The organism is Desulfatitalea tepidiphila, assembly GCF_001293685.1.
Taxonomy (GTDB): Bacteria; Desulfobacterota; Desulfobacteria; order Desulfobacterales; family Desulfosarcinaceae; genus Desulfatitalea; species Desulfatitalea tepidiphila.
Window position 1 is genome coordinate 279996 of record NZ_BCAG01000005.1, and the last position, 20981, is coordinate 300976.

Sequence of the window (20981 nt, forward strand, 5' to 3'; positions counted from 1 at the left end):
CAGCTGCTGTGCCAGACTAAAAGCCAAACCATTTCCAATAACCCCAGAATACCCAGATCCAAAGCACCGCCATGCTCAGAATAAAGACCATGGTACCATGGATTAAAAAGTCCTTCATCGTGATCAACTGTTCGCCGGTTTCAGGATCCTTTGCGATACTGAAGACTATGGCGTTGTTGGGCGTACCGATAATCAGGATGTGGGCAAAGGATGAAGCAAAAGCCGTTGCCAGCCCCACCAGCAGCGGTGACGTGCCAGACAAGGTGGCCATGGGTACCGTGATCGGGCCGATGGCGGCCACCGTGGCGCCGTCGCTCATGAAGTTGGTCATGATGCCGGTGATCAGGCTGGTGGAAATGCATAAACCCGTTCCGGCCATGAGAAAATCGGGCAGCAGATTCACGAAACCCGAGGCCAGCCACAAGGCCGCACCGGAGGCCGCCAAACCGTAACCCATGGCGCTCGCGGCTGCATAGAGCGCCACCACGTCCCAGTGGATGCCGTTGATGTCCTTCCAGCGCAGAATGCCCAGAATGTTCAACAGCACCAGGGCCAGCAGGGCCGGACCGCCCATGCCCAGTTTGTCGGACAGGGTCGACCACATCAGTATCAGCAGTACAAGCACGAAAGCCGCTTTGTACTCATCCCGAGTCATTTTTCCGATCTTTTCCGACTCCCGCCGCACCTCGGCCGCCACATTGACGTTGGGCGACAAAATCTTCTTTCTGAAGACGATCAGAAAGTAGGCCGCAATGACGATGGACATCACCGGCACGAACGGCAAGCCGCGCGCCACCCACTGCCCGAAGGAGAGCTGGACCCCGTAGTCGGCGAAGATGCCCAGCATCACGGCGTTGCGGCCGCCAGCGGCCGGTGATCCGGGTCCTCCCACATTGCCGCAGAAGGTGAGCATCAGCAGCAGCATGACCACCAGGGCCTTGTCCTGATTCAGGTTGGCCGATCGGATGGCGCCCAGGTATACCATCATGAGAATCGGCGCGATAAAAGCCACCAGGGCGTGCTCGGATAAGAATGAGGCCGTGACCGAAAGCAACGGAGCGAAGATAAAACAGAACTTGACCAGATTGGTGCTGGTACCCAGCAGCAGTATGCCGATGCGCCGGTCCAGGCCGGTTTTGGTGATCGCCGCGGCCAATGCCAGAACGCTGAAAATGAACACCACCGAATCCTTGGCATAGGCCTGGGCCACGTCTCCTGGTGTGAAAACGCCGAAGAAGTACATCAAAACGCCGACCAACAGGGCCGTTACACCGATGGGAATCGCCCCCGTGGCCCAGAAGAGCGCGGCCACGACCAGAACCCCCACCATCACCTTGGCCCGCAGGGCCACCTGCGTGTCGGTGGCCGGTCCTTTGGTGACCTTGCCATCGGCGTTCAGGGTATTGCTGCTGATCTTGGCCTTGGCGCCATAATATTCGACAATGGTCTGACCGGGTTTCATCTTCTTGTAGTCCGAGTAGCCCGTTATGGACTCGGCGGGCTTGCCTTGTTTGGGAGTGGTCAACAGAGTATAGAGGGACTTTGGTGTGGGCATCAACGCGATGAAAAGAAACAGCACTGCACCCAGGATGATAATGCCGGGCCGCGCATTGTGAGCGCCGATGAGCCACTGTTTTAGACTGGTCCGTTGAATATCCGGGATCTCGTGGCGGGCCAGCGCCTTGACTCTTTCCGAAGCCGCGGCCTGAATGGCGTCGATCAGGTCTTCGATGGGGCAAGGTTTTTCGATGTATCGAAATACGTCGTGCTTGCCCGTGATACGGGCCGATTCGGTGGTGCCGTGTCCGGTATGCATGATCACCTGGACCTCCGGACGGATTTTTTTGATCTCCTTTAAGGTCTGAATTCCGTCCATCCCCGGCATTTTCTGATCCAGAATGACCACTTCCGGATTTTCGTGGCGCACCAACTTGATGGCGTCTTCGCCGTTGTCAACATCGAGGACCTTGTAATTTCGCACCACCAGCTGCTGGGCCAGGCCCTTGCGAAAATCTGGTTCGTCGTCAATCAGCAGAACTTTCGGCAACCCGTTGCCGTCGCTAATCGGCATTGCTTTTTCCATTGATGGCTCCTTTGCTTTTGTTTTTGGGCAGCACCACGGTGAACGCACTGCCAGCTCCCGGCAAGCTTTGGACCTCGATGGTTCCGCCCATAGATTCAATGATTCCGATGGAAACACTCAGCCCCAATCCGGTTCCTTTGCCAACTTCCTTCGTGGTGTAGAACGGATCGAAAATCCTTTTGAGTTGTTCGCTGTCCATACCCTTGCCTGTATCGGTAATGGTGACACGAACCGTTTCTTCATCCTGGTTCGTGGAAATGGTAATCTTTCCGGGCCCCTGAATGGCGTCCCCCGCATTGTTGATCAGGTTTAAAAATACCTGGCGAAGCTGATCCTGATCGACCATCACCATCGCCAGGTCTGCATCAAATTGCCTTTCTACGGAGATATCGTCCAATCCCAAAGAACGCTCCTTGAATCCCAGCAAGACATCATCAATGATGGCGTTGATATTGGAACGCGCCAGGTGGGGCTCACTTTTACGCCCATAATTCAGCAGCTGTTGGGTTATTTTCCTCGCCCGGAAAACGGCTTCTTCGACAACCTTGATCTCCTGTATGATCTGAGCCGGAGATGCATCCATGTTAAATTCAGGATTGAGCATGTCCTTGATCACACCGCTTGTGGCCAATATGATGGCGAGTGGGTTGTTGATTTCGTGCGCCACCCCGGTGGCCAACGCCCCCAGTGACGCCAGTTTGGAGGCGTGCAGCAGCTGCGCTGTCAACGCGTCCTGCTTCTCGGCGTTTTCCCTGGCTTTTGCCACCAGTGCGTGGGTCGCCATCCAAATTGTCATGCCCACGATCACCAGGATAACTGTCGAGCCGATCAGCATGAACTTGCGGGCCTTGTAGAGCTGGGCGTAGGCAATACTCAACGGTTCGCTCACCAGAAGAGACCAGGGCACCTCTTTCAACCAGGCGTGAGCCATAAGGACAGCATCACCATTGGTCACAATCGTCTGGGCGCCGGAAGGCACGTCCACGGGTGGGATATAACTGCTTACCGACAGCGCCTCATCGACTCCTTGATCGGCCAATTGGATACGCCCTTCGCGGTTGACCAGAGCGGAGGCCACGCCTTGTCCGCGGTTGATCGTTTTGAGAAAGAGATAGAATTTGTCGGGATCCAAAGTGGCCCGCAATATGACAGGATGGTCATTCACGGTCTGCTTTGCGGCAATGGTAAAATGAAGTTTATTCCGAAACCCAAGATAGATATCACTGATGGCATAACCGTTTTCAGAGGACTCCAATGTAGAGAACCAATCCTGAGCGCTGTAATCTTTGTTTTGAAGAAAAGGAAAGGGGCCAGCATAGCCAATTTGCATTCCATGCTGGGTCAAATAACCAATATCGATAAAGGCATCGCTGGTTTGTCTCAACTGCCGGAGAAGACTGTCCATTTGCTGTTGGGATGGCACCAGACTGAAAGCGGGGTTATGAAAGAGAGCGAAAATATTCACCAACCGTTCCTGGAGAAAAAGATCGACAGTGTTGCGTTGACTTTCGGCTATGGCGGCCAGATTCAGCTTTCCGGTCTCTTTCAATGTCATATGAAATTGATAATGAAAATAAGCTGAAAGCAATATCAGGGGAACGAGAAAAGCAGCCATCAACCCCAATAAAAATTTACGTTCCAGCTTTATGAAGTAAGCCTTAAGATCCACTTGCTTGTCTGGGTCTGTAGAGACGTGTTGGCCAAGTGATGGTGGCAGTGAAGACATGTGAACCTTTTACCTGTTTAGGGGCACGCGGTCCCAATCTTGAAATTGATCGATTCAATAAAGTTTGTTTTCAACATCTGTAGAAGAAATTGAGCAAACCACATGCCACATCACACATGGTTGTTTATTCTTTTATTTCAGTATGTTTGGTAAAAATCGGCCTTGGCCGAAGAAGCGACAGTGGCAGTTCGTTTTGCATGGTGTAAAAGAACCGAACACAAGAGAAGATGTCGAGGCTTATTTGCTGCGGGTCTGGGTGGGATCTTTTTTACTGTTTTGTTCCGACAGGATCACACGGATTTTTTGCTTCAGCAGATCCACGCTTTGGCCGCTCTTTTCGACAAACGCCACGGCCCTGCCGGGTGTGCGGATGGAAAAGCAATCGGAGGCCAGACAATGAAAAATGACGGTCAGGGTTGGCCGCTCCGCCAACATCCGGCCAAAAGCGGCCGGATCCTCCAGGCCCGGCATATCGGGATCGATAACCAGGGCATCCAGCTTGCCGGGCCGGTGAATCCAATTCTTGAGCTGATCGGCGTTATCGGCCGAATAGACGCGATGGCCTTCGCTTTTCAACTCCCGCTGCACGAAATCCCTTATCCGCGGGTTCCGATCGGCGATGAGGATGACATATTCTCTGTCCATATCATTCAAACGCCTTGGAAAGTTCATATTCACGGCTGCCGCTGATGTGTCTGATACTGAACCCGAGTCTCCGCCCCAGGGCCAACATCTGTCGGTTTTCAGCCAGCACGATGCCATAGATGCGCTCGTAGCCGCGTTTTTGGGCAATGGACAAACAGTTCTGCAACAAGCATGCGCCGATGCCCTTCCCCTGTAAGGCATCGGCCACCAGGACGGAAAATTCGGCTGTACCGGGAAGATTGGTCTCGACCACACGGGCATCGCCCACCATTCTCTCTTCGCCGGCCTCCCTCGAAATCGCAACCAAGGCGATCTCACGACTGTAGTCGATCCGCGTAAACCGTTCCAGCATGGCGGGCGGCAATTGACGAAAATAAGTAAAAAACCGAAGGTAGACCGAGTGCGGGGTAAGCGTATCAAAAAGCGCCTCGAGCAAAGGAGCATCGCTCTCCTGAATGGGACGAATCTTCAGGCGCCCCACTTCCGGCAATTTGACAAAAAATTCATAATGATCCGCATATAAAAGTCCAGACGGTACGCTTGGCAATGTCAGCTCATCAGATACGCCGGCCTCATCATCTCTGGTGGCCTTGAAACCCACCCGGCTGTCCATGGCAGGGATCCTTTCCAAACCTCAACGCAACGGTTCAAGCGATTAATTGACGATCCATACATTATGCTTTCTGCCAACATGCAGAATCTTGTGACTGACCCGACCGATGAGAAAGTCATCGAGGTTGGTCACGCCCTTACGGCCGACGACGATGGTGTTGTAATTGTCGGCCTCGGCGAACTCAACCAGCGCGCCGGCGCGACTGGGCTTGTTCCTGATGATACGGCTGTCGATCTTTTCCCCATCATAGCCATAGGGGGCCAAACACTTTCTCGCCTTTTCAAATGCTTCTTCCAGGGCATTTTCGTAGGCTTTGACGTCCGTCTCGGCGCCCTCCCCCACCACGGAGGCGCCGTTCCGACGCACCACCACGGCCAGGGCAATCGTGTAGCCGCGGCCCTGGGTCATCCGGCCGACAAAATCCACCGCCCGCATGGCATTATCCGACAAATCCATACCGATCAATATCTTCTTGTTGTCCGGTTTGCGGCCTGCGAACACCAGCGGTGCCATGTGGAGGCCGTCGAGCACCTTAAACGCCACGCTGCCGATGACGACCCCGGCCAGGCGTCCCATGCCGCGGCGCCTGATAACAACCGCATCGTAAGGCTTGCGGGCATTGGCCACCGCTGCGATGAGGTCCCGCGCCACTCCGTGCTGGCGATCGTGGATAACCGTTTTTACCCGCTCGGGATCGAAATTGGCGGTGATCAAAATCCTCCGGCATCTCTCCATGTGCTTTTCGATGAGTTGCCGCTGGTGCTGCTCCCATCCCAGCAGTTGCCCGGAAATGTGTATGGCCGCCGGTTCCCTGGCCAGATCGTAGTGACTTTCGGGGACTTTTCTGAAGACATGGAACAGACGGACCTCGGCATTGACCAAGGCCGTCAAGCCTGCCAGGTATTTTACGGTTCGCACGCTACGATCCGACCCGTCCAGGGCCACGAGGATCCTTTCTATGGGTTTGTCAGGCATACCGAATTCTCCTTATCGGTCGATGACGTTTCGTTCACGGGCCATTAAACAGACTGGACATGAAGAAACGATTGCAGGATAGGACGACATGATCGGGGATGCCATCCCCAGGCTTACGGCTTCACTGCACAGGTCTCTTCAGACTATCCAACCGCTCCCGGCGGCAGGGTAACCAGGGGGATCGGGCTGCTGTGAACCATTTTGCGCGCAACCGACCCGACGATGGTATCGGCCAGATTGGATCGTCCCTTGGTTCCCATCACCAGCATATCGGCTTTTTCCTCTTTGATCGCGGTGAGCAGTTCCTGATGCGGAACGCCGATGCGCACCAATTTGCGTTTGACGAGATCCTGGGCCCCGGCCTGTTCCACGAGATTATCCAATTGATTGCGCCTGAAGGTCTTGTTCTCTTCCACCACTTTGTCGAAAAAGCCGGGATCGTAATAGGCATCCGTGGCCGTTCTGATGGCACTGATATCACGCTGGTTATAAACGTTCACCAGAATGATCTCGGCGCCCAGGGCCTGGGCCAGCTGCATGGCGTACTGTACCGATGGAAGTGAATAGTCCGACAGATCGACCGCCACCATAATTCTTTCAATTTTTCGCATGGCCATCTCCTCGTATAAAGGGTTACTTGCGCAGTCGCTAAGACAATTGATGTTAAACGTGAGTAGAGCAACCGCCGTGCCACTTCGAAGATATTGCGATCGTAATTATCTTATTGGATTTTTTTAATAATTTATCAGTATTAAACGGGGCCGATCCAAAGCCTCGATGATCGGGGCGATCGAATTTTTCATCTTGTAAAAAAAACTGACAAGTGCCGTTTGATGCTGCAATGGCGATCGTTGGGGGCCGTCCGAATCAATCGGGCTGTTCAACCGAGGTTTTAAATGAGAGATGGTACTTTTCAATTTTGGCGTGCAAGGTCGGCCGGGTGATTCCCAACAATTTGGCCGCGCGTGACCGGTTGCCGTCCGTAAAAGTCAGCGCTTCGCGAATCAGCAGGGCAGCGAAGCGATCGGTGGCCGACTCGAAAAGATGTTCATCTTCCTGATCTTGCAGCGCCTCGCGAATCCACTGGCGCAGGCACTCTTCATAGCTCTCCAGGCCGGTCGATCTATCCCGGCCATGATCCTCCCGTACCGCGTTGAGAATATCCTCTTCGCGCAGGGGGGCTCCCCGGTTGAAGATCAGGGCCTTTTGCAAGGTGTTGGAAAGTTCACGTACATTACCCGGCCAGGGCAACTGCTTCAGTACAGCCAGGGCCTCTTTGGTAATCGGCGGGGCATCGAGCCCCAGTTCGGCGGCATGTTTGGATAGATGATAGTTGGCCAAGGCCTCGATGTCTTCGATCCGCTGACTCAGGGTCGGCAGCCAAATGGTGATGACCTTCAAACGGTAATAAAGATCTTCTCTGAACTGACCGGCCGTGATCATCTGCTCCAAATGGCGGTTCGTGGCGGCGATGATGCGCACATCCACGGTGATCGTTTCGCGTCCGCCCAACCGCTCGATGCATCGCTCCTGAAGCAACCGCAAAATCTTGGCTTGCAAATTGATGGGCATATCGCCGATTTCATCCAGAAAGATCGTACCGCCGTTGGCCTGTTCGATTTTTCCGATGCGGCGATGGGTAGCGCCGGTAAAAGCGCCTTTCTCATATCCGAAAAGTTCGCTTTCGAGCAGCGTATCGGGTATGGCCACGCAGTTGATCACCAGAAACGGACGATTGGCTCGTTGGCTGTGCTGGTAGATCGCCCGGGCGGCCAGTTCCTTCCCCGTACCCGAATCGCCCCGAATCAGCACGGTGGCATCGGTGGCAGCCACCCGGCCGATGGCTTTGTAGACTTCCTGCATGGCCGGGCTCTTTCCGATCATGGCATCGCGGTCGGCCTTATCGGGCAAGCTGTTCAGGTGCACCGGAGAACGCATGAACCGTCCGGCATTGAGCGCCTGTCGGATGATGTTGAGCATGTCGGGAATGTCGAACGGTTTGAGAATATAGTCGAAGGCACCCATCTTGGTCGCCTGGATGGCGGTTTCGGTCGTGCCGTAGGCGGTCATGATGATAACCGGCAATTTGGGCTCCATGGCATGCAGGTGTTCGAACGCGGCCAAGCCATTCATGCCTGGCAATCGAACGTCCAGTATCGCCAGATCGGGGCAAGCCTCCTGGACGGCTTGAATGCCGGCCTCGCCCGAGGCGGCGCTTCGCACGCGATACCCCTCCTGGGTGAGAAGCTTTTCAAAACTCTTGCGCAATTGATCGTCATCGTCGATGACCAGAATGGTGTTCATCTCAAACCCCCTTTAACGGCAGATGAATTATAAAGGTCGCACCGGCCGTATCGGATGGATCCAGGGCGAGGGTACCTCCATGCTCGGCCACGATACGCTTGGCGATGCTCAGGCCGAGGCCGGTACCTTCATCCTTGGTGGTGAAAAATGGCTGAAAGATCTTCTCCACATTGGCTGGAGAGACGCCGGGACCGTTATCGGAAATGTAGAGAACGACCATTTTTTGGTCGTTGTCCAGCTCCACACACTCATCGATGACGATCGTGCCGCCGCTTTTCATCTCCTCGCAGGCATTGACGATCAGATTGACCAGCACCTCCTTGAGCTGTTCCGGATCGGCCATGACTTCGGGCAGCATTTCCGATCGCACCACATCGACCTTGACACCATAGGAATCCAGCCGATGAGACAGGAGTTGAAGCACATGATCCACGATGACCGAGGGGCTGATCGGCTGCATGACCAGTTTGGGCGGGCGTGAAAACTCAAGAAAATTCTGGACAATGGTGTCGATGTGGCGAATTTCCTGAGAGATCACCTCGAAATCCTCCTTTTGAGTGGCATCCAGCTCGAGGGAGCGGCCCAGCGAAAACAGACGCATCTTCACGGAAGTAAAAGGGTTGCGGATGCTGTGGGCCATGCCCGCGGCCAGACGGCCGACCATGGCCATCTTTTCCGCTTGCAACAGGTTTTCACGACTTTTCTCGAGTTCCTGATGGGCCTGATTCACATCGACCAGCAGGCTATCGATGCTGCGTCCCAAGGCTGCGACGACATTAACCGGACGCGAAGAGGGTGCCCCTTTGGTCGTGCTCTTCAGCATGGCATAGACGGGTGAAAAGATTTGATGGACCAACAGCATGCCCAACACGATCGCCAGCACCATTTGAATGGCAATGGTGATGATCGTGATAAACCGCAGCTTGTTGCCGCCTTTTGTCAAATCACTTCTGACCTGGCGAATATGGGTGAGGTGCTCAAGCTTATGGGCTTCACACTTGGCAATGATTTCCTCGAATAGCTGTCTTACGGTTTGATGGAGTTGGGTGCCTTGCTCCCGCTCGCCGCGTTTGTAATGTTCTATCACGCGCTCTTTAAGGCGCACGTAATCGATATATCGATCTGCGATTTCCTGAATCTTGGCCTGTTGTTCAGGGGTGTTGGCCTGTTGCTGGGCCTGTCCCAGCTGCTCCTGGAACACCCGATGCTGCTGCGTAAAACTTTGCAGCCACCCTGGATCGCCATCCAGAAAGTAGTAGGTCACGAATCCCTTCTGGTTGACCAACGCCAATTCAAGGGCCGCTGCGGATTCAAAGGCGGCCATGCTGCGGTCGACGATTCCATTGAAAAGCCCTTGAATGCGGTAAGTGTACCAAACCATGACCGAACCGCTGGACAAGGCGATCAACATCAGGCCCGATAACAATAAATAGATGCGTGTTTTCAAGTTGAGTGTCCGCCACATCTCCTGTCTCCACCTCGCATATTGTTGCGGCCGCACCGGTCATAAGGGTCCGTCTTGCAAACGCCGCGCCATTCTCATTTCCAGATAAAATTAATATTTACAGATAATTACACACAACCCGACCGCTTCATCGCTGAATGATTGTCAGCATTTTTTACATAATGTGCGAAAAATCGACATTAAAATCAATCCTGAATGCGCCTGGACTGCATGACATGCAGACAGTGCGTAAAATTGCCTGACATCCGGTGAGCGTCCCTTCCCAAAGACCTGCTCATGGGATTCTCATTCTTTAACCAATAATTCAAATAGATAGAAGGCGCATAGATGTGCCATGGGGTTTGGCATCATCGTTGCTCATGCCTTTTTTGCCGTAACCAAACCCGGGAGGACCACTTTGAAAGACTACTACACGCGCACGCTGCGCAACATGCTCATCATTCGCGTCTTCCTCGTTCCATTTGCAGTGATGCTGGTGGTTTATGGCACCATCATCTACTTCTTTGCATCCTATTCCGTCCGACAAGTGAGAAACGAATTGGTGGGCATCGCCGAAGGCCATCGCAATATCATCGACCAGTTCCTCTCCGAGAAAGCCGCTATTCTGCAATTCACAGCCGCCAGCTTCAGTCGTGAACAGCTGCGTCAGAGAAATCATCTGGACATGATCTTCAAAAACCTACAGACCCAGTCCAAGGCCTTCTTCGACCTGGGGGTATTCGATCAGAACGGCCGGCATGTGGCCTATGCCGGCCCCTTCGACCTGCTCGGCAAGAGCTACGCGGAGGCCGAGTGGTTCAAAAGGGTTCAAAACGTTTCAGTATACATCTCAGACGAATTCCTCGGCTACCGGCAAATCCCCCACTTCATTATCGCCGTCAAGAAGGAAGAGACGGAAATCGCCTGGTACCTGAGGGCTACCATCGACACCTATTACTTCAATGATCTGGTGGAGAACATCCGCATCGGTCGCACCGGAGAGGCCTATATTGTCAACCGGGAAGGCGTCCTGCAGACCAAGCGGCGTTCTGGCGGACGGATCATGGAACCAGACCCCGATTTCGTCAAATACGCCACTATCGACCATGGGAAGACAACCTTTTTCACCTCAGGCGGCTGGCGCAATGGGTACCTGTATGCGTCGGCCCCTATTCAGCAAACCAACTGGCAGCTGATCGTACGCCAATCCATCGGCGACGCCTATGCCCCCCTGGTCTCCTCCACGCTGGTTTCGTTTCTTCTGTTATTGGGCGGCAGTGTTATGGTGGTGCTCATGGGCTTTTTCATGGCTGCCAACGTGGCCGCGCAGCTGAAGTCGGCCGACCTGGAAAAGCGTGAGATGAAGACTCAGTTGATCCTGGCCGGAAAGCTGGCCGAAGTGGGTGAAATGAGCACGGGCATCGCCCATGAAATCAACAATCCACTGCAGGTCATGAAATCCGAAGTGGCCATGATTCAGTCCCTGACCGAGGATATCAGCCCCATCATCGAGAACCAGGCGCCTCAAATGCTGATCCAGTTGAAAGACTGCACACGGGAGATCGGAGACCAAATCAACCGCTGCAGCCATATTACCCAGGGATTGCTCAATTTCGCCCGTAAGCGTGAAAACACCAAGGAGCCGATCGTTCTCGAGCAATTTGTGCCCAAAATGGTCCAAATGGTGGATCAACGAGCACGTCTGGAAAATATCCGCATCGTCCAGGAGATCGAGTCGGATTTGCCGCAAATCGTCAGCGACCCCAACCAGCTGCAGCAAGTCTTTCTGAATCTCTTCAATAACGCCATCTATGCGCTCAAGGAGCGCATCTCACCTGAAATCCGCGTCCGCGTAACCAAAGAGAATACGACGATCCTCATCTCTGTTTCAGACAATGGCTGTGGGTTTTCGTCCGAATCCATGGAAAAGGCGTTCCTGCCCTTTTACACCACCAAACCGGTGGGTCAGGGAACCGGACTTGGTCTGAGTACGGTCTACGGCATCATCAAGGGGTTGGGCGGCGACATCACCCTGACCAGCGAGCAAGGCGCAGGTTCGGAATTTCAAATCCGCCTACCCATAGAAGAAATAGACAACACCAGCGTTCAATTTAATCATACTTTGTCTCAAAGGAGGTAACCATGCCCTTAACGAACGTGCTGATCGTCGACGACGAGGAACGATTTTTAAAGACCACCCAGACCCTGTTAGAAAAGGAGGGGTACAAAGTCTTCACGGCCGCCGACGGGTACAAGGGGCTCGATGCCCTGAAAGACAGACGCATCGATGTGGTCGTGCTGGATGTCAAAATGCCCGGCATGGACGGCGTCGAAGTCCTGAAGCGCATCAAGGCGGAACATCCTTTGGTGGAAGTGCTCATGCTCACCGGCCATGCCACCATGGAAACGGCCATCGACGGCCTCAAATTGGGCGCCTTCGATTATCTGACCAAACCCTGTGACATTGCCACCCTCAAGGAGAAGATCATGGCTGCCTATGACAAGCGGTCGGCCATGCTGGAAAAGATTCAAAAGGCCAAATTCGATCGTATCATCAGCCATCCCATGGAAGTCTTTTCCAAAGATGAATAGGACCGACCCGCACCGGTTTGTTACATGCAGGTATTAACCACTGAAGGAGAACGCAAAGGAGAATGGATCCCATGTCAACGAAGATACGCGTATTGATGGTGGACGACGAAGAACGCTTTCGTGAAACCACCGCCAAGCTCCTGACCAACCGGGGCTTTGAAACCACTATTGCCGGAAGTGGTGAGGAAGCGATTGAAATCATTCAAAACAAACCTCACGACGTTGTCGTGCTGGACATCAAGATGCCCGGTATGGATGGACACCAGGCCTTGTCGAAAATCAAGCACCTGCAGCCCGATGCCCAGGTGATCATGCTCACCGGGCATGGCACGCCCAATTCGGCCCGCGCCGCCTTGACCCAGGATGCCTTCGATTACTTGAGCAAACCTTGCGACATCGACATTCTTACGGCCAAGATCAACGCGGCCTACCTGGAGAAAAGGGGGGAAGGGAAAAAGGGGGGCCGACGAGAGAAAAAGGTTCGCGACATCATGATCCATGTCGAAGACTACTCCAAGGTATCGGTGGATGATACGGTCAAGGACGCCGTATCGACCCTCTTGACCTCCTTCAACAAATTCATCTCCAGCGGCCGCCTCATGGAGACCGGCCATCGCTCGCTGTTGGTTTACGATCGATCGGGCAAGCTTGCCGGCATCCTCAGCATCACCGATCTCATGCGGGCCTTGCGACCGGCCTACCTATCGGCAGCCAAGCCCTCCATGGCCGACAGTATGCAGTATTCGGCCATGTTCTGGGAAGGGCTCTTCACCACCCAGGCCAGGGCCCTGGCCAACAAAAAGGTAGGCGAAATCATGTCCGACACGCCAATATCTGTAGACCAGGAGAGCAATCTGATGGAGGTTGCCAATCTCATGTTCACCTCCAGAATCCGGCGCCTCATCGTCACCGACCTCAACAAGAAGGTCGTCGGTGTGGTGCGGGAACAGGAAATCTTCTTCGAAATCGCCAACATCATCATCTGATTCCGTGCAGAACGATGACGCACCGGATGATCCCGTTCAGGAGGTAAATCACTATGGCAGCGGTTCAAAAGGCAAAGCCCACCGGCTATGACAAATATGTGGATTGGAAGCTATTCGCTATTCCTGTGGTATTGTTCTTTCTAATCCTATTTCTGCCGACCGTATCCGGCATGAAAGATGTCGGCGCCGAATACAAGGTCGGTCCCAAGGCGGTGATCGCCCATATCACCCAAACCCTTTTCAATATTCAACCGGCGGACGCCGAGCAGTGGCAGCGGCTCACTGCTCAGATCATGGAGCAAAACATGCAGATGGGCGCCTTCGGCAAGGCGCGATTTCTAAAACGTGATCTTGCATGGTGCAGAAAGTACAAAATCAGCGCCGACGCATCGAATCTCGAAAAAGCGCGGCAGTACGTTGAGGCCAACCTGAGCGACGAGCAGTTCAGAAAATTGATGCAGGAGAGCAGCGATTTACGGAAGAGCGGCCTTGATTTTAATCAACTCACCGGAGATGATAAAAAAGCCGCCCAAAAGGGCGCGTGGCATATCAAGGTCACCATCGCCATGGTCGTCTTCGTGGTTTTCTGTTTCCTGACCGAGTGCATCCCTCTGCCAGGTGTCGCCTTTTGCATCGGACTGATCCTGGTCTTTTCCGGGGTGGTCAGCCGACAGGAGGTGGCCATGCTCTACTGGGACGACGCCGTATGGTTCATCATGGGCAGCCTCATGTTCGCGGCGGCCTTCGTCAAGACCGGCGTGGACAAGCGGGTCTGCCTGGCCATCTTCAAGCGCATGGCTGTTCCCAGCGTGCGCTGGATCACGCTGATCTTTTTCATCATCATCGCCCCCCTGGCGTCGTTCATCTCCGACCATGCCCTGGCCGCCATGTTCCTGCCCATCGGGATCCTTCTATACCAGAACAGCCTGACCGACGAAATCCCAGAGGACATGGAACTGGCCAAGATGTTGATGATCACCATCGCCATGGCCTGCAACATCGGCGGCTTCGGCGCACCATCAGGCGGCGCCCGCAACGTCATCATGATGACCTACCTCAACGACATGTTCGGTATGGACATCGGCTACTTCCAATGGGTCAGTTACGCCATGCCGTTCGTCATCTGCATGATCCCCATCACCTGGTTCGTCACCACCTGGCGCTTCAAGCCCCGCATCACCTCCCTGGCGCCGGCCATGGATCAGCTCAAACGAGAAATCGACAAAATGGGCGGTTGGAACCGCCAGCAAATCGTTTCGATCATTATCTTCCTGGTCATGGTTTTTGGCTGGTTCACCGAGAAAGTCTTCTACGACATGGGGATTCTCCCGGTCCGCCTGGGGATCGGAGTCATCGCCATCGCCGGGGCCGTGGCTTACCTGTTGAGCGGCGTGGTCAATTGGCGCGATTACCAGCAAAAGGTCGACTGGGGCGTGGTCTGGCTTTACGCAGGCGCCATCATCTTCGGCCGCACCCTGGACAGCACCGGCGCCGCCTACTGGCTGGCCCGCACCTGCATTGAAGGCCTGGCCCATTTTGGAATGGACGCCGGAGCGCCACTATTGGTGCTCAACAACGCCATGACGGCTGTCATCACCAATCTGATGGCTGACGGCCCGGCGGCAGCGGCGGTGGGCCCCATCTCCCTCAACATGGCCGGCCTCGTGCATCCGGGCACCACTTTCCTGCCGTTTATCGCCATGAGTACCGCCTGCGCCTCCTCGTTCGCCTACTGCATGATCATCGGCACGCCGCCCAATGCCATCGTCTACGCCAGCGGGTACCTGGGACCCAAGGACTTTCTGCGCGTCGGCGTCATCATGTGGATCGTGGCCAACGCGTTTCTCATGATCCTCACGCTGGGATATTGGGTTGTAAGAGGATTCGGCGGTTTGCCGGCATTTTAGAACTTCCGAAAGGTCCCTTCCTTGATCCTAAGGAGGGGACCTCTGCCCACTAAAAACCAACTATCTCATTCATGCGAAAGGTACAACGGAATGAAACAGCACATAACCTCTAAGCCCTCTTCCATCCGGAAACGAATCAAAACCTTCGGCCGTGTGAAGTTCAGCAAGAACGCGGAGCGGACCGCTTTTTTCGTCCTCACGTTGATCATGCTGGCCGCCGGCCTTTTGGCAAAAATGGAGATCTGGTAGCCGGTCTCTGCCTCTCTGATCCAACCAGCAAAGCCCAGCAAAGCGATGCAGCTTGACCCGCCACCAGCCATCCACCTCCACACCGCAATTGGCATGCCCAACTTACCTGTGTTATAAATTCAAGCTGAGAATACAACGGTAGCTTGGCCCTTCATGCAATCATAATAGAACTATACAAAAGAGAGATATGAACCCATCGCACGCCTTGACGGATGACGATCAAATGCTCGCCGAATTGAAAAACCTTCGGCGCATGTTTCACCAACGGCCGGAAATCGGATTTCATGAATTCTGGACGACCGCAAAGATTTGCGAATACCTCTCACGATTGAATTGCACGCTCTTTTACGGCGACAGTTTGTATAGGGATTTTCCTGAGCCGGAATTGCTCTCCCAGTGGACGGATAACCGCACCGATCGTGCCGGCGAAGACCAACAAACCCAAAGCTGGATCGACCAACTCAACGGCCGCACCGGCGTGGTGGCATGGATCGAGGGAGGTGAGCCGGGTCCGACCTTCGGATTTCGGTTCGACATCGACGGCCTGCCCATCGCCGAATCGACCGAAAAGACCCATCGGCCATTTTCGCAGGGGTTTCATGCCATCAACGGCAACATGCACGCCTGCGGCCACGACGGCCATATGGCCATGGGACTCGTTCTGGCCAGGCTGCTGGTTGAGCAAGCCCCCCAGCTACAAGGCAACTACTATCTTTTCTTCCAGCCGGCCGAAGAGGCCATTTTCGGCGGTAAAATTTTCTCTAAACTGCCTTTCGTGAAAAAGATCGATTACTTCTTTGCCATCCACATCGGCCTGATCCCTTCGCGGAATGTGATCTGCGGGCTATCGTTTCTGGCCGACAAGCGATACCAGGTGACGTTCCGCGGCCGAAGCGCCCATGCCGGCGCAGAGCCCGAGGCCGGCCGCAACGCCTTGCTGGCGGCTTGCGTCGCGGTCACCCAGCTCTATGCCCTTTCCCGCCACAGCCAAGGCGCATCGCGGATCAACGTCGGCGGGTTCAGCGCCGAGAATGCGGCCAACATCATCGCCGACAAAGCCCGATTCGAGCTGGATTTAAGGGGGGAGACCAACGCCATCTGCGACTACCTTGATCGCCGGGCCCGGGAGATGATCCGGGGCGCGGCGCAGATGCATGCCTTGAAGGCCGACATGACGTTTGTGGCCGACGCGGAAACCGCCGTCAACTCACCGGAGCTCATCCAGGAGGTAAAAAAAGCGTGCCTGGATATCGGCATCGAAGAAGAGGCGATCGTCGACCGCTTCCTCGTGTCGGGCAGTGAAGACGCCACCTTCATCATGAATGAAGTACTTCGCAACGGCGGATTGGCCACCTATATCGGTCTCTGTTCGCCGACATACGGTGGCCATCACAACGAGACGTTCGACTTCGACGAGGATCTCCTCACTCGGGGCGTGCGGCTCTTATATCAACTTGCCAACAATATGATGGACAAACCCGCATGATAAACTGAAGCGCGGCGCTATCCGATACTGCCCGGTGGCTCTGCGAGAAAAGGTGCTGCATGTCTCTGCTGTTCTCTCCCCTGAAAATCGGCCAGTTGACCCTCCCCAACCGGTTCGTCTGCTCGGCCACCTACGAGGGTATGGCCGACGCCTCCGGCCGGGTGAGCGACGCTTTCATCCAGCGCTATGTGCAGCTGGCCCGGGGTGGCGTGGGCCTGGCCATCACCGGCCACATGTTCGTTCAACGTTCCGGTCGCGCCATGCCGTTTCAGACCGGCATCCACCAGGACGATATGATCCCGGGCTTGAAACAACTGACATCCGCGGTTCATGCGGCCGGCGGCCGCATCGTCTTCCAGTTGTCCCACGCCGGTCGCCAGACCACGAAGAAAATGGCCGGGCAGCGGCCCCTGGCGCCGTCCGCCATCGGCAGGGACCCGGTCAACTTCGTCAAGCCAGAGGCCATGACCGATGAAGAAATCGACCTCACCATCGAGTCTTTCGCTTCTGCGGCCGGCAGAGCGGTGGCGGCCCATGCCGACGGCATCCAGCTTCACTGCGCCCACGGCTACCTGATCAACGAATTCCTGTCGCCCTATTTCAATGTTCGCAAAGACGCCTGGGGCGGCAGCGATGAAAACCGCTTCAGGTTCCTTCAGGAGATTGTCCGCGAGGTCAAATCGGTTCTGCCGGACAACTTTCCAGTGCTGGTGAAGATCAACACCAATGACCACACCCCCGGCCAAGGCATCACCCCCGACCTGACAGCCAAATATGCCGCCTGGTTGCGGGCCATGGACATCGACGCGGTGGAGATCAGCTGCGGCACGGCCAACTACTCCTTCATGAACATGTGCCGCGGAGATGTGCCCACACCCGAACTGCTCGGGAGCCTGCCCTGGTGGAAAAGGCCGTTGGGCCGCCGCATCCTCGCAAAGATGCAGGGCCGCTACGATCTTGAAGAGGGCTACAACCGCCAGGCCGCCAAAACCATTAAACCGGCCCTCGGGCATACGCCCCTGGTCCTGGTGGGCGGTCTGCGGACCGTCGCTCAGATGGAAACTTTGCTGGAAGAGGGCCATGCAGACCTGATCGCCATGGCACGCCCCTTCATCCGGGAGCCGGCGCTGGTGCACAAGATCAAGTCGGGCGAAATCGACAGGGTGGCCTGCGTCTCCTGCAACCGCTGCCTGGCCGCCGTGACGGCCGGACTGCCGATTCGCTGCTATCAGAGACGCTGGCCCAGCAAGCTTTAGGCGGATGCCGTGCTCTTTTTTAAACCGGCGTTGCTCGAACGTCTGGCCGGAAAGGCGCTGACCAAAGCAACGAAGAGGGTGGCGGCGTAGGGAATGGATTGAACGACCAGTACGGTGACCCACAGATTGATGTCCAGGGTGTCCATTTTCTGCAGATAGGCGATGGTGCCGGCGGCGCTGACCAGTGCCAGGAAGAGCAGGAACTCTTCCACGCAGACCGACAGCGCTTTAAGCAGGGGGGATCCGCCCACCATTTTGGGGGTGCGGAAGAACGGCTTGTCTTTGGTGAAAAATCCGGAAAGCACCGCCCGGGCCACGGTGTGAGAGAGGGCAAGTCCGGCGATGGCTGCGGCCAGGGTCTGCAGGATGGTGGCCTTGACCCGCGTACGGTAGAGATAAAACGATTTGGCCATTTTAAAAGCGAACAGGGCCAGCGGCAGGATCGAAAAGATGACCAGCGGGGGGTCGACTTTCAGGGGCGCCGCGATCATGGCCACGGCCCAGCACAAAGCAGCCAGGTTGAACAGCAGATTGGCGCCATCGGCCAGCCAGGGAAGCCACCCGGCGATAAAGTGGTATCGCTGGCCGCGGGTCAATCGTTTCATCTTGTCGGAGAGCAGATGCGACGCGTGCCGGCGCAAAATCTGGATGGCGCCGTAGGCCCACCGGTGGCGCTGCTTTTTGTAATCCATGAAGGTATCCGGAATGAGGCCTCTCCCATAAGAGGTGGGCGTATAGAAAGCCTCGTAACCCTCCTCGAAAATTCGCAATCCCAGTTCCGCATCTTCGGTGATGCACCAGGGCGCCCATCCACCCACCTCCTCCAGGGCCTGACGCCGAATCAGGGTCATGGTGCCGTGCTGGATGATGGCGTTGCGTTCGTTGCGCGTCACCATGCCGATGAAGAAAAAGCCCCGGTATTCGGCATAGCACATGGCCTTGAATCCGCTCCAGGCCGAATCCCGGTAATCCTGGGGTGCCTGGACGATACCGATATGCAGGGATTGGAACTGGGGCACCAGTTCCCTGAGCCAATGCGGATAGACCATATAGTCGCTGTCGATCACGGCGATGATGGAGGCGTCGGCGTGGGTGCGGGCCAGGGCGTAGTTCAGGGCGCCGGCCTTAAAGCCCGAGAGCGGATCGACATGGAAAAAACGGAACCGCTCCCCGAGCTGCTCGCAATGGGCCTGGACCGGTTCCCAGACGCCGGGATCCTTGGTGTTGTTATCCACCACGATCACCTCGAAGCGGGGATAGTCGAGTGTCGCCAGGCTGTCGAGAGTCTCGATCACCATGTCGGGCGGCTCGTTATAAATGGGCAGGTGAAGCGACACCATGGGCAACTGGTCATCGTCCATGGCCACGGGCTTCAACCTGCGCCGCCAGCGGATGATCCAACGCGCCTCGGCCCATTCGTGGGCCTCGGTGAGCAGCACGGCGATCACGCCGATCATGCCGCAAATCATCACCAAACCCACCAGGACGGTGACCACCGTCAAATATTGAGAGGTGTAATCGTAGACCACCCACACCGCTCCAGAAGCCACGGCGAACACCATCACGGCCAGAAAACCGCGTCCCCGGTTACCCAGCGTCTGACTGTCGATCAACAGGATGGCGAAGGTCACGGCGGCGATCAACACCGAGATACCGGCCAATATGTACCAGTTTGCGATGGGGACGATGGGTTCGGTGAAGGGAAACTTTTCCTGGCGGTTGACATCGTAAACCCCCCAGTAGGCCCCCACCGAGCCTTCGGTATCCTTTTTCCACGGCTGATCAAAGGCCTCCATCACATAGTAGACATATTTTTCCTTGCTGGCGCGCGCCAGGAAGCGGCGCAGGAAAGTGGCCTGGTTGGCCGGCGACGCCACGGCCGATTGCCGGGTGCGGCCGTTGCTCGGCCACCCCACCTCGGCGATCACGATCGGCTTTTTGGGAAACATTTCCTTTAGAAGGTCAATCTTTTCGACCACATAATCCACAGCCGCGTCGATATGCACCCCTTCCCAATACGGCAGCATGTGAACAGCCAGATAATCCACGTGATCAGCCAGCTCCGGATATTTGGTCCAGACATGCCACGGCTCGGCCGTGCTGACCGGGATGCCCAGTTTTCTACGGGCCGAGTCCAGGTATCCGATGAGCGTCTCGACGGGCAGATCCGCCCGCAGGATCGACTCGTTGCCGATGACGATGCGTACGATGTTGGGGTTGGTATTGGCGATGCGCAGCATGGTCTCGATATCGGCCTCGTTTTTTTCCAGGTCCGCGCCGATCCAGACGCCCAGGGCCACATTGATTCTGTATTTCAATGCGAGTTCAGGTATCTTGGCCTGAACATGTTCCACGCTGTAGGTTCGCACCGCGTGGGTCTTGCCCTGGAGCAGGGCCAGGTCGCTTTCGATCTGGGCCTCCGAGGGATATTGGGCTGCCAGGGGACTCTGGCCGGCCTGAAACGGTGAAAAGGAGAACCCCTGTATACGGGTGGGCCAGGGCGGCTCCTGCTCCGGACGGTTGGCCACGGCCCAGATGCTCACGGCCAATATGGCGACGGCGATGGCAATGATGACACTTGAAGTTTTCATTTATGGAGCGGCTCTATAAATATAGACGTGATACGCACCCTATATGGATGTGACATGACGGATCGGTATTTTCTTTCCAGCCGCTAATTATCTGCATTTTCAGAGATGCTCAAGTTTTTTTCGC

16 protein-coding genes are annotated in these 20981 nt (G+C 55.5%); 6 read left to right on the plus strand and 10 right to left on the minus strand.

Going from position 1 to position 20981, the window contains the following annotated elements; genetic code table 11:
• Nucleotides 1–16: 16 nt before the first annotated feature.
• The 8 genes from DFT_RS19005 to DFT_RS19040 form a co-directional block, all read right to left on the minus strand.
• A complete protein-coding gene (locus DFT_RS19005) occupies nucleotides 17–2083 on the minus strand; it encodes an SLC13 family permease (RefSeq protein WP_054032848.1) in 2067 nt (688 codons plus the stop codon).
• Entirely contained in the window at nucleotides 2061–3809 is a 1749-nt protein-coding gene (locus DFT_RS19010; RefSeq protein WP_083453642.1) for a sensor histidine kinase, read from the minus strand. Before DFT_RS19010 ends, DFT_RS19005 begins: the two co-directional genes overlap by 23 nt.
• Nucleotides 3810–4046: 237 nt before the next feature.
• Complete coding sequence (locus DFT_RS19015; RefSeq protein WP_054032850.1) at nucleotides 4047–4454, minus strand: response regulator; 408 nt, start codon at nucleotides 4452–4454, stop codon at nucleotides 4047–4049.
• Between the two features lies 1 nt (nucleotide 4455).
• Entirely contained in the window at nucleotides 4456–5067 is a 612-nt protein-coding gene (locus tag DFT_RS19020; RefSeq protein WP_054032851.1) for a GNAT family N-acetyltransferase, read from the minus strand.
• A 42-nt stretch (nucleotides 5068–5109) separates the two neighbouring features.
• Nucleotides 5110–6042, minus strand: a complete 933-nt coding sequence (locus DFT_RS19025; protein ID WP_054032852.1) for a universal stress protein — start codon at nucleotides 6040–6042, stop codon at nucleotides 5110–5112.
• Between the two features lie 143 nt (nucleotides 6043–6185).
• The gene (locus DFT_RS19030; RefSeq protein WP_054032853.1) at nucleotides 6186–6653 is read right to left on the minus strand and encodes a universal stress protein; all 468 of its coding nucleotides are present in this window, start codon (nucleotides 6651–6653) and stop codon (nucleotides 6186–6188) included.
• A gap of 256 nt (nucleotides 6654–6909) precedes the next feature.
• Nucleotides 6910–8346, minus strand: coding sequence for a sigma-54-dependent transcriptional regulator (locus DFT_RS19035; RefSeq protein ID WP_054032854.1), 1437 nt, complete (start codon nucleotides 8344–8346; stop codon nucleotides 6910–6912).
• Nucleotide 8347: 1 nt separating this feature from the next.
• Nucleotides 8348–9811, minus strand: coding sequence for an ATP-binding protein (locus tag DFT_RS19040; RefSeq protein ID WP_054032855.1), 1464 nt, complete (start codon nucleotides 9809–9811; stop codon nucleotides 8348–8350).
• A gap of 397 nt (nucleotides 9812–10208) precedes the next feature.
• On the opposite strand from DFT_RS19040, the gene DFT_RS19045 reads away from it, so the two are divergent.
• The 4 genes from DFT_RS19045 to DFT_RS19060 all read left to right on the plus strand — a co-directional run bounded on the left by DFT_RS19045 (nucleotide 10209) and on the right by DFT_RS19060 (nucleotide 15275).
• Complete coding sequence (locus DFT_RS19045) at nucleotides 10209–11930, plus strand: sensor histidine kinase (RefSeq protein ID WP_235506277.1); 1722 nt, start codon at nucleotides 10209–10211, stop codon at nucleotides 11928–11930.
• 2 nt (nucleotides 11931–11932) lie between these two features.
• Nucleotides 11933–12382 carry a sigma-54-dependent transcriptional regulator gene (locus DFT_RS19050; RefSeq protein ID WP_054032856.1) on the plus strand — a complete coding sequence of 150 codons (450 nt, stop codon included), beginning with the start codon at nucleotides 11933–11935 and terminating at the stop codon, nucleotides 12380–12382.
• A 71-nt stretch (nucleotides 12383–12453) separates the two neighbouring features.
• Complete coding sequence (locus DFT_RS19055) at nucleotides 12454–13368, plus strand: CBS domain-containing protein (RefSeq protein ID WP_054033004.1); 915 nt, start codon at nucleotides 12454–12456, stop codon at nucleotides 13366–13368.
• A gap of 53 nt (nucleotides 13369–13421) precedes the next feature.
• Complete coding sequence (locus DFT_RS19060) at nucleotides 13422–15275, plus strand: SLC13 family permease (RefSeq protein WP_054032857.1); 1854 nt, start codon at nucleotides 13422–13424, stop codon at nucleotides 15273–15275.
• Nucleotides 15276–15340: 65 nt separating this feature from the next.
• Here the strand turns inward: DFT_RS19060 and DFT_RS26325 are convergent, their stop codons facing one another.
• Nucleotides 15341–15619, minus strand: a complete 279-nt coding sequence (locus tag DFT_RS26325; protein WP_161807205.1) for a hypothetical protein — start codon at nucleotides 15617–15619, stop codon at nucleotides 15341–15343.
• Nucleotides 15620–15711: 92 nt separating this feature from the next.
• Between DFT_RS26325 and DFT_RS19065 the strand changes: the two genes are divergently transcribed.
• The gene (locus tag DFT_RS19065) at nucleotides 15712–17010 is read left to right on the plus strand and encodes an amidohydrolase (RefSeq protein WP_054032858.1); all 1299 of its coding nucleotides are present in this window, start codon (nucleotides 15712–15714) and stop codon (nucleotides 17008–17010) included.
• 59 nt (nucleotides 17011–17069) lie between these two features.
• Entirely contained in the window at nucleotides 17070–18266 is a 1197-nt protein-coding gene (locus tag DFT_RS19070; protein WP_054032859.1) for an oxidoreductase, read from the plus strand.
• On the opposite strand, the gene DFT_RS19075 is transcribed toward DFT_RS19070, so the two are convergent.
• A complete protein-coding gene (locus DFT_RS19075; RefSeq protein WP_054032860.1) occupies nucleotides 18263–20857 on the minus strand; it encodes a glycosyltransferase in 2595 nt (864 codons plus the stop codon). The genes DFT_RS19070 and DFT_RS19075 overlap by 4 nt on opposite strands.
• Nucleotides 20858–20981: the final 124 nt, after the last annotated feature.

Excerpts from the sequence above, each read along its gene's own strand:
- DFT_RS19070 (WP_054032859.1), top strand. The coding sequence starts at position 17,070 with ATGTCTCTGCTGTTCTCTCCCCTGAAAATCGGCCAGTTGACCCTCCCC.
- DFT_RS19005 (WP_054032848.1), bottom strand. The coding sequence starts at position 2,083 with ATGGAAAAAGCAATGCCGATTAGCGACGGCAACGGGTTGCCGAAAGTT.
- DFT_RS19055 (WP_054033004.1), top strand. The coding sequence starts at position 12,454 with ATGTCAACGAAGATACGCGTATTGATGGTGGACGACGAAGAACGCTTT.
- DFT_RS26325 (WP_161807205.1), bottom strand. The coding sequence starts at position 15,619 with ATGCCAATTGCGGTGTGGAGGTGGATGGCTGGTGGCGGGTCAAGCTGC.
- DFT_RS19025 (WP_054032852.1), bottom strand. The coding sequence starts at position 6,042 with ATGCCTGACAAACCCATAGAAAGGATCCTCGTGGCCCTGGACGGGTCG.
- DFT_RS19060 (WP_054032857.1), top strand. The coding sequence starts at position 13,422 with ATGGCAGCGGTTCAAAAGGCAAAGCCCACCGGCTATGACAAATATGTG.
- DFT_RS19075 (WP_054032860.1), bottom strand. The coding sequence starts at position 20,857 with ATGAAAACTTCAAGTGTCATCATTGCCATCGCCGTCGCCATATTGGCC.
- DFT_RS19020 (WP_054032851.1), bottom strand. The coding sequence starts at position 5,067 with ATGGACAGCCGGGTGGGTTTCAAGGCCACCAGAGATGATGAGGCCGGC.
- DFT_RS19050 (WP_054032856.1), top strand. The coding sequence starts at position 11,933 with ATGCCCTTAACGAACGTGCTGATCGTCGACGACGAGGAACGATTTTTA.
- DFT_RS19015 (WP_054032850.1), bottom strand. The coding sequence starts at position 4,454 with ATGGACAGAGAATATGTCATCCTCATCGCCGATCGGAACCCGCGGATA.
- DFT_RS19065 (WP_054032858.1), top strand. The coding sequence starts at position 15,712 with ATGAACCCATCGCACGCCTTGACGGATGACGATCAAATGCTCGCCGAA.
- DFT_RS19035 (WP_054032854.1), bottom strand. The coding sequence starts at position 8,346 with ATGAACACCATTCTGGTCATCGACGATGACGATCAATTGCGCAAGAGT.
- DFT_RS19040 (WP_054032855.1), bottom strand. The coding sequence starts at position 9,811 with ATGTGGCGGACACTCAACTTGAAAACACGCATCTATTTATTGTTATCG.
- DFT_RS19010 (WP_083453642.1), bottom strand. The coding sequence starts at position 3,809 with ATGTCTTCACTGCCACCATCACTTGGCCAACACGTCTCTACAGACCCA.
- DFT_RS19030 (WP_054032853.1), bottom strand. The coding sequence starts at position 6,653 with ATGCGAAAAATTGAAAGAATTATGGTGGCGGTCGATCTGTCGGACTAT.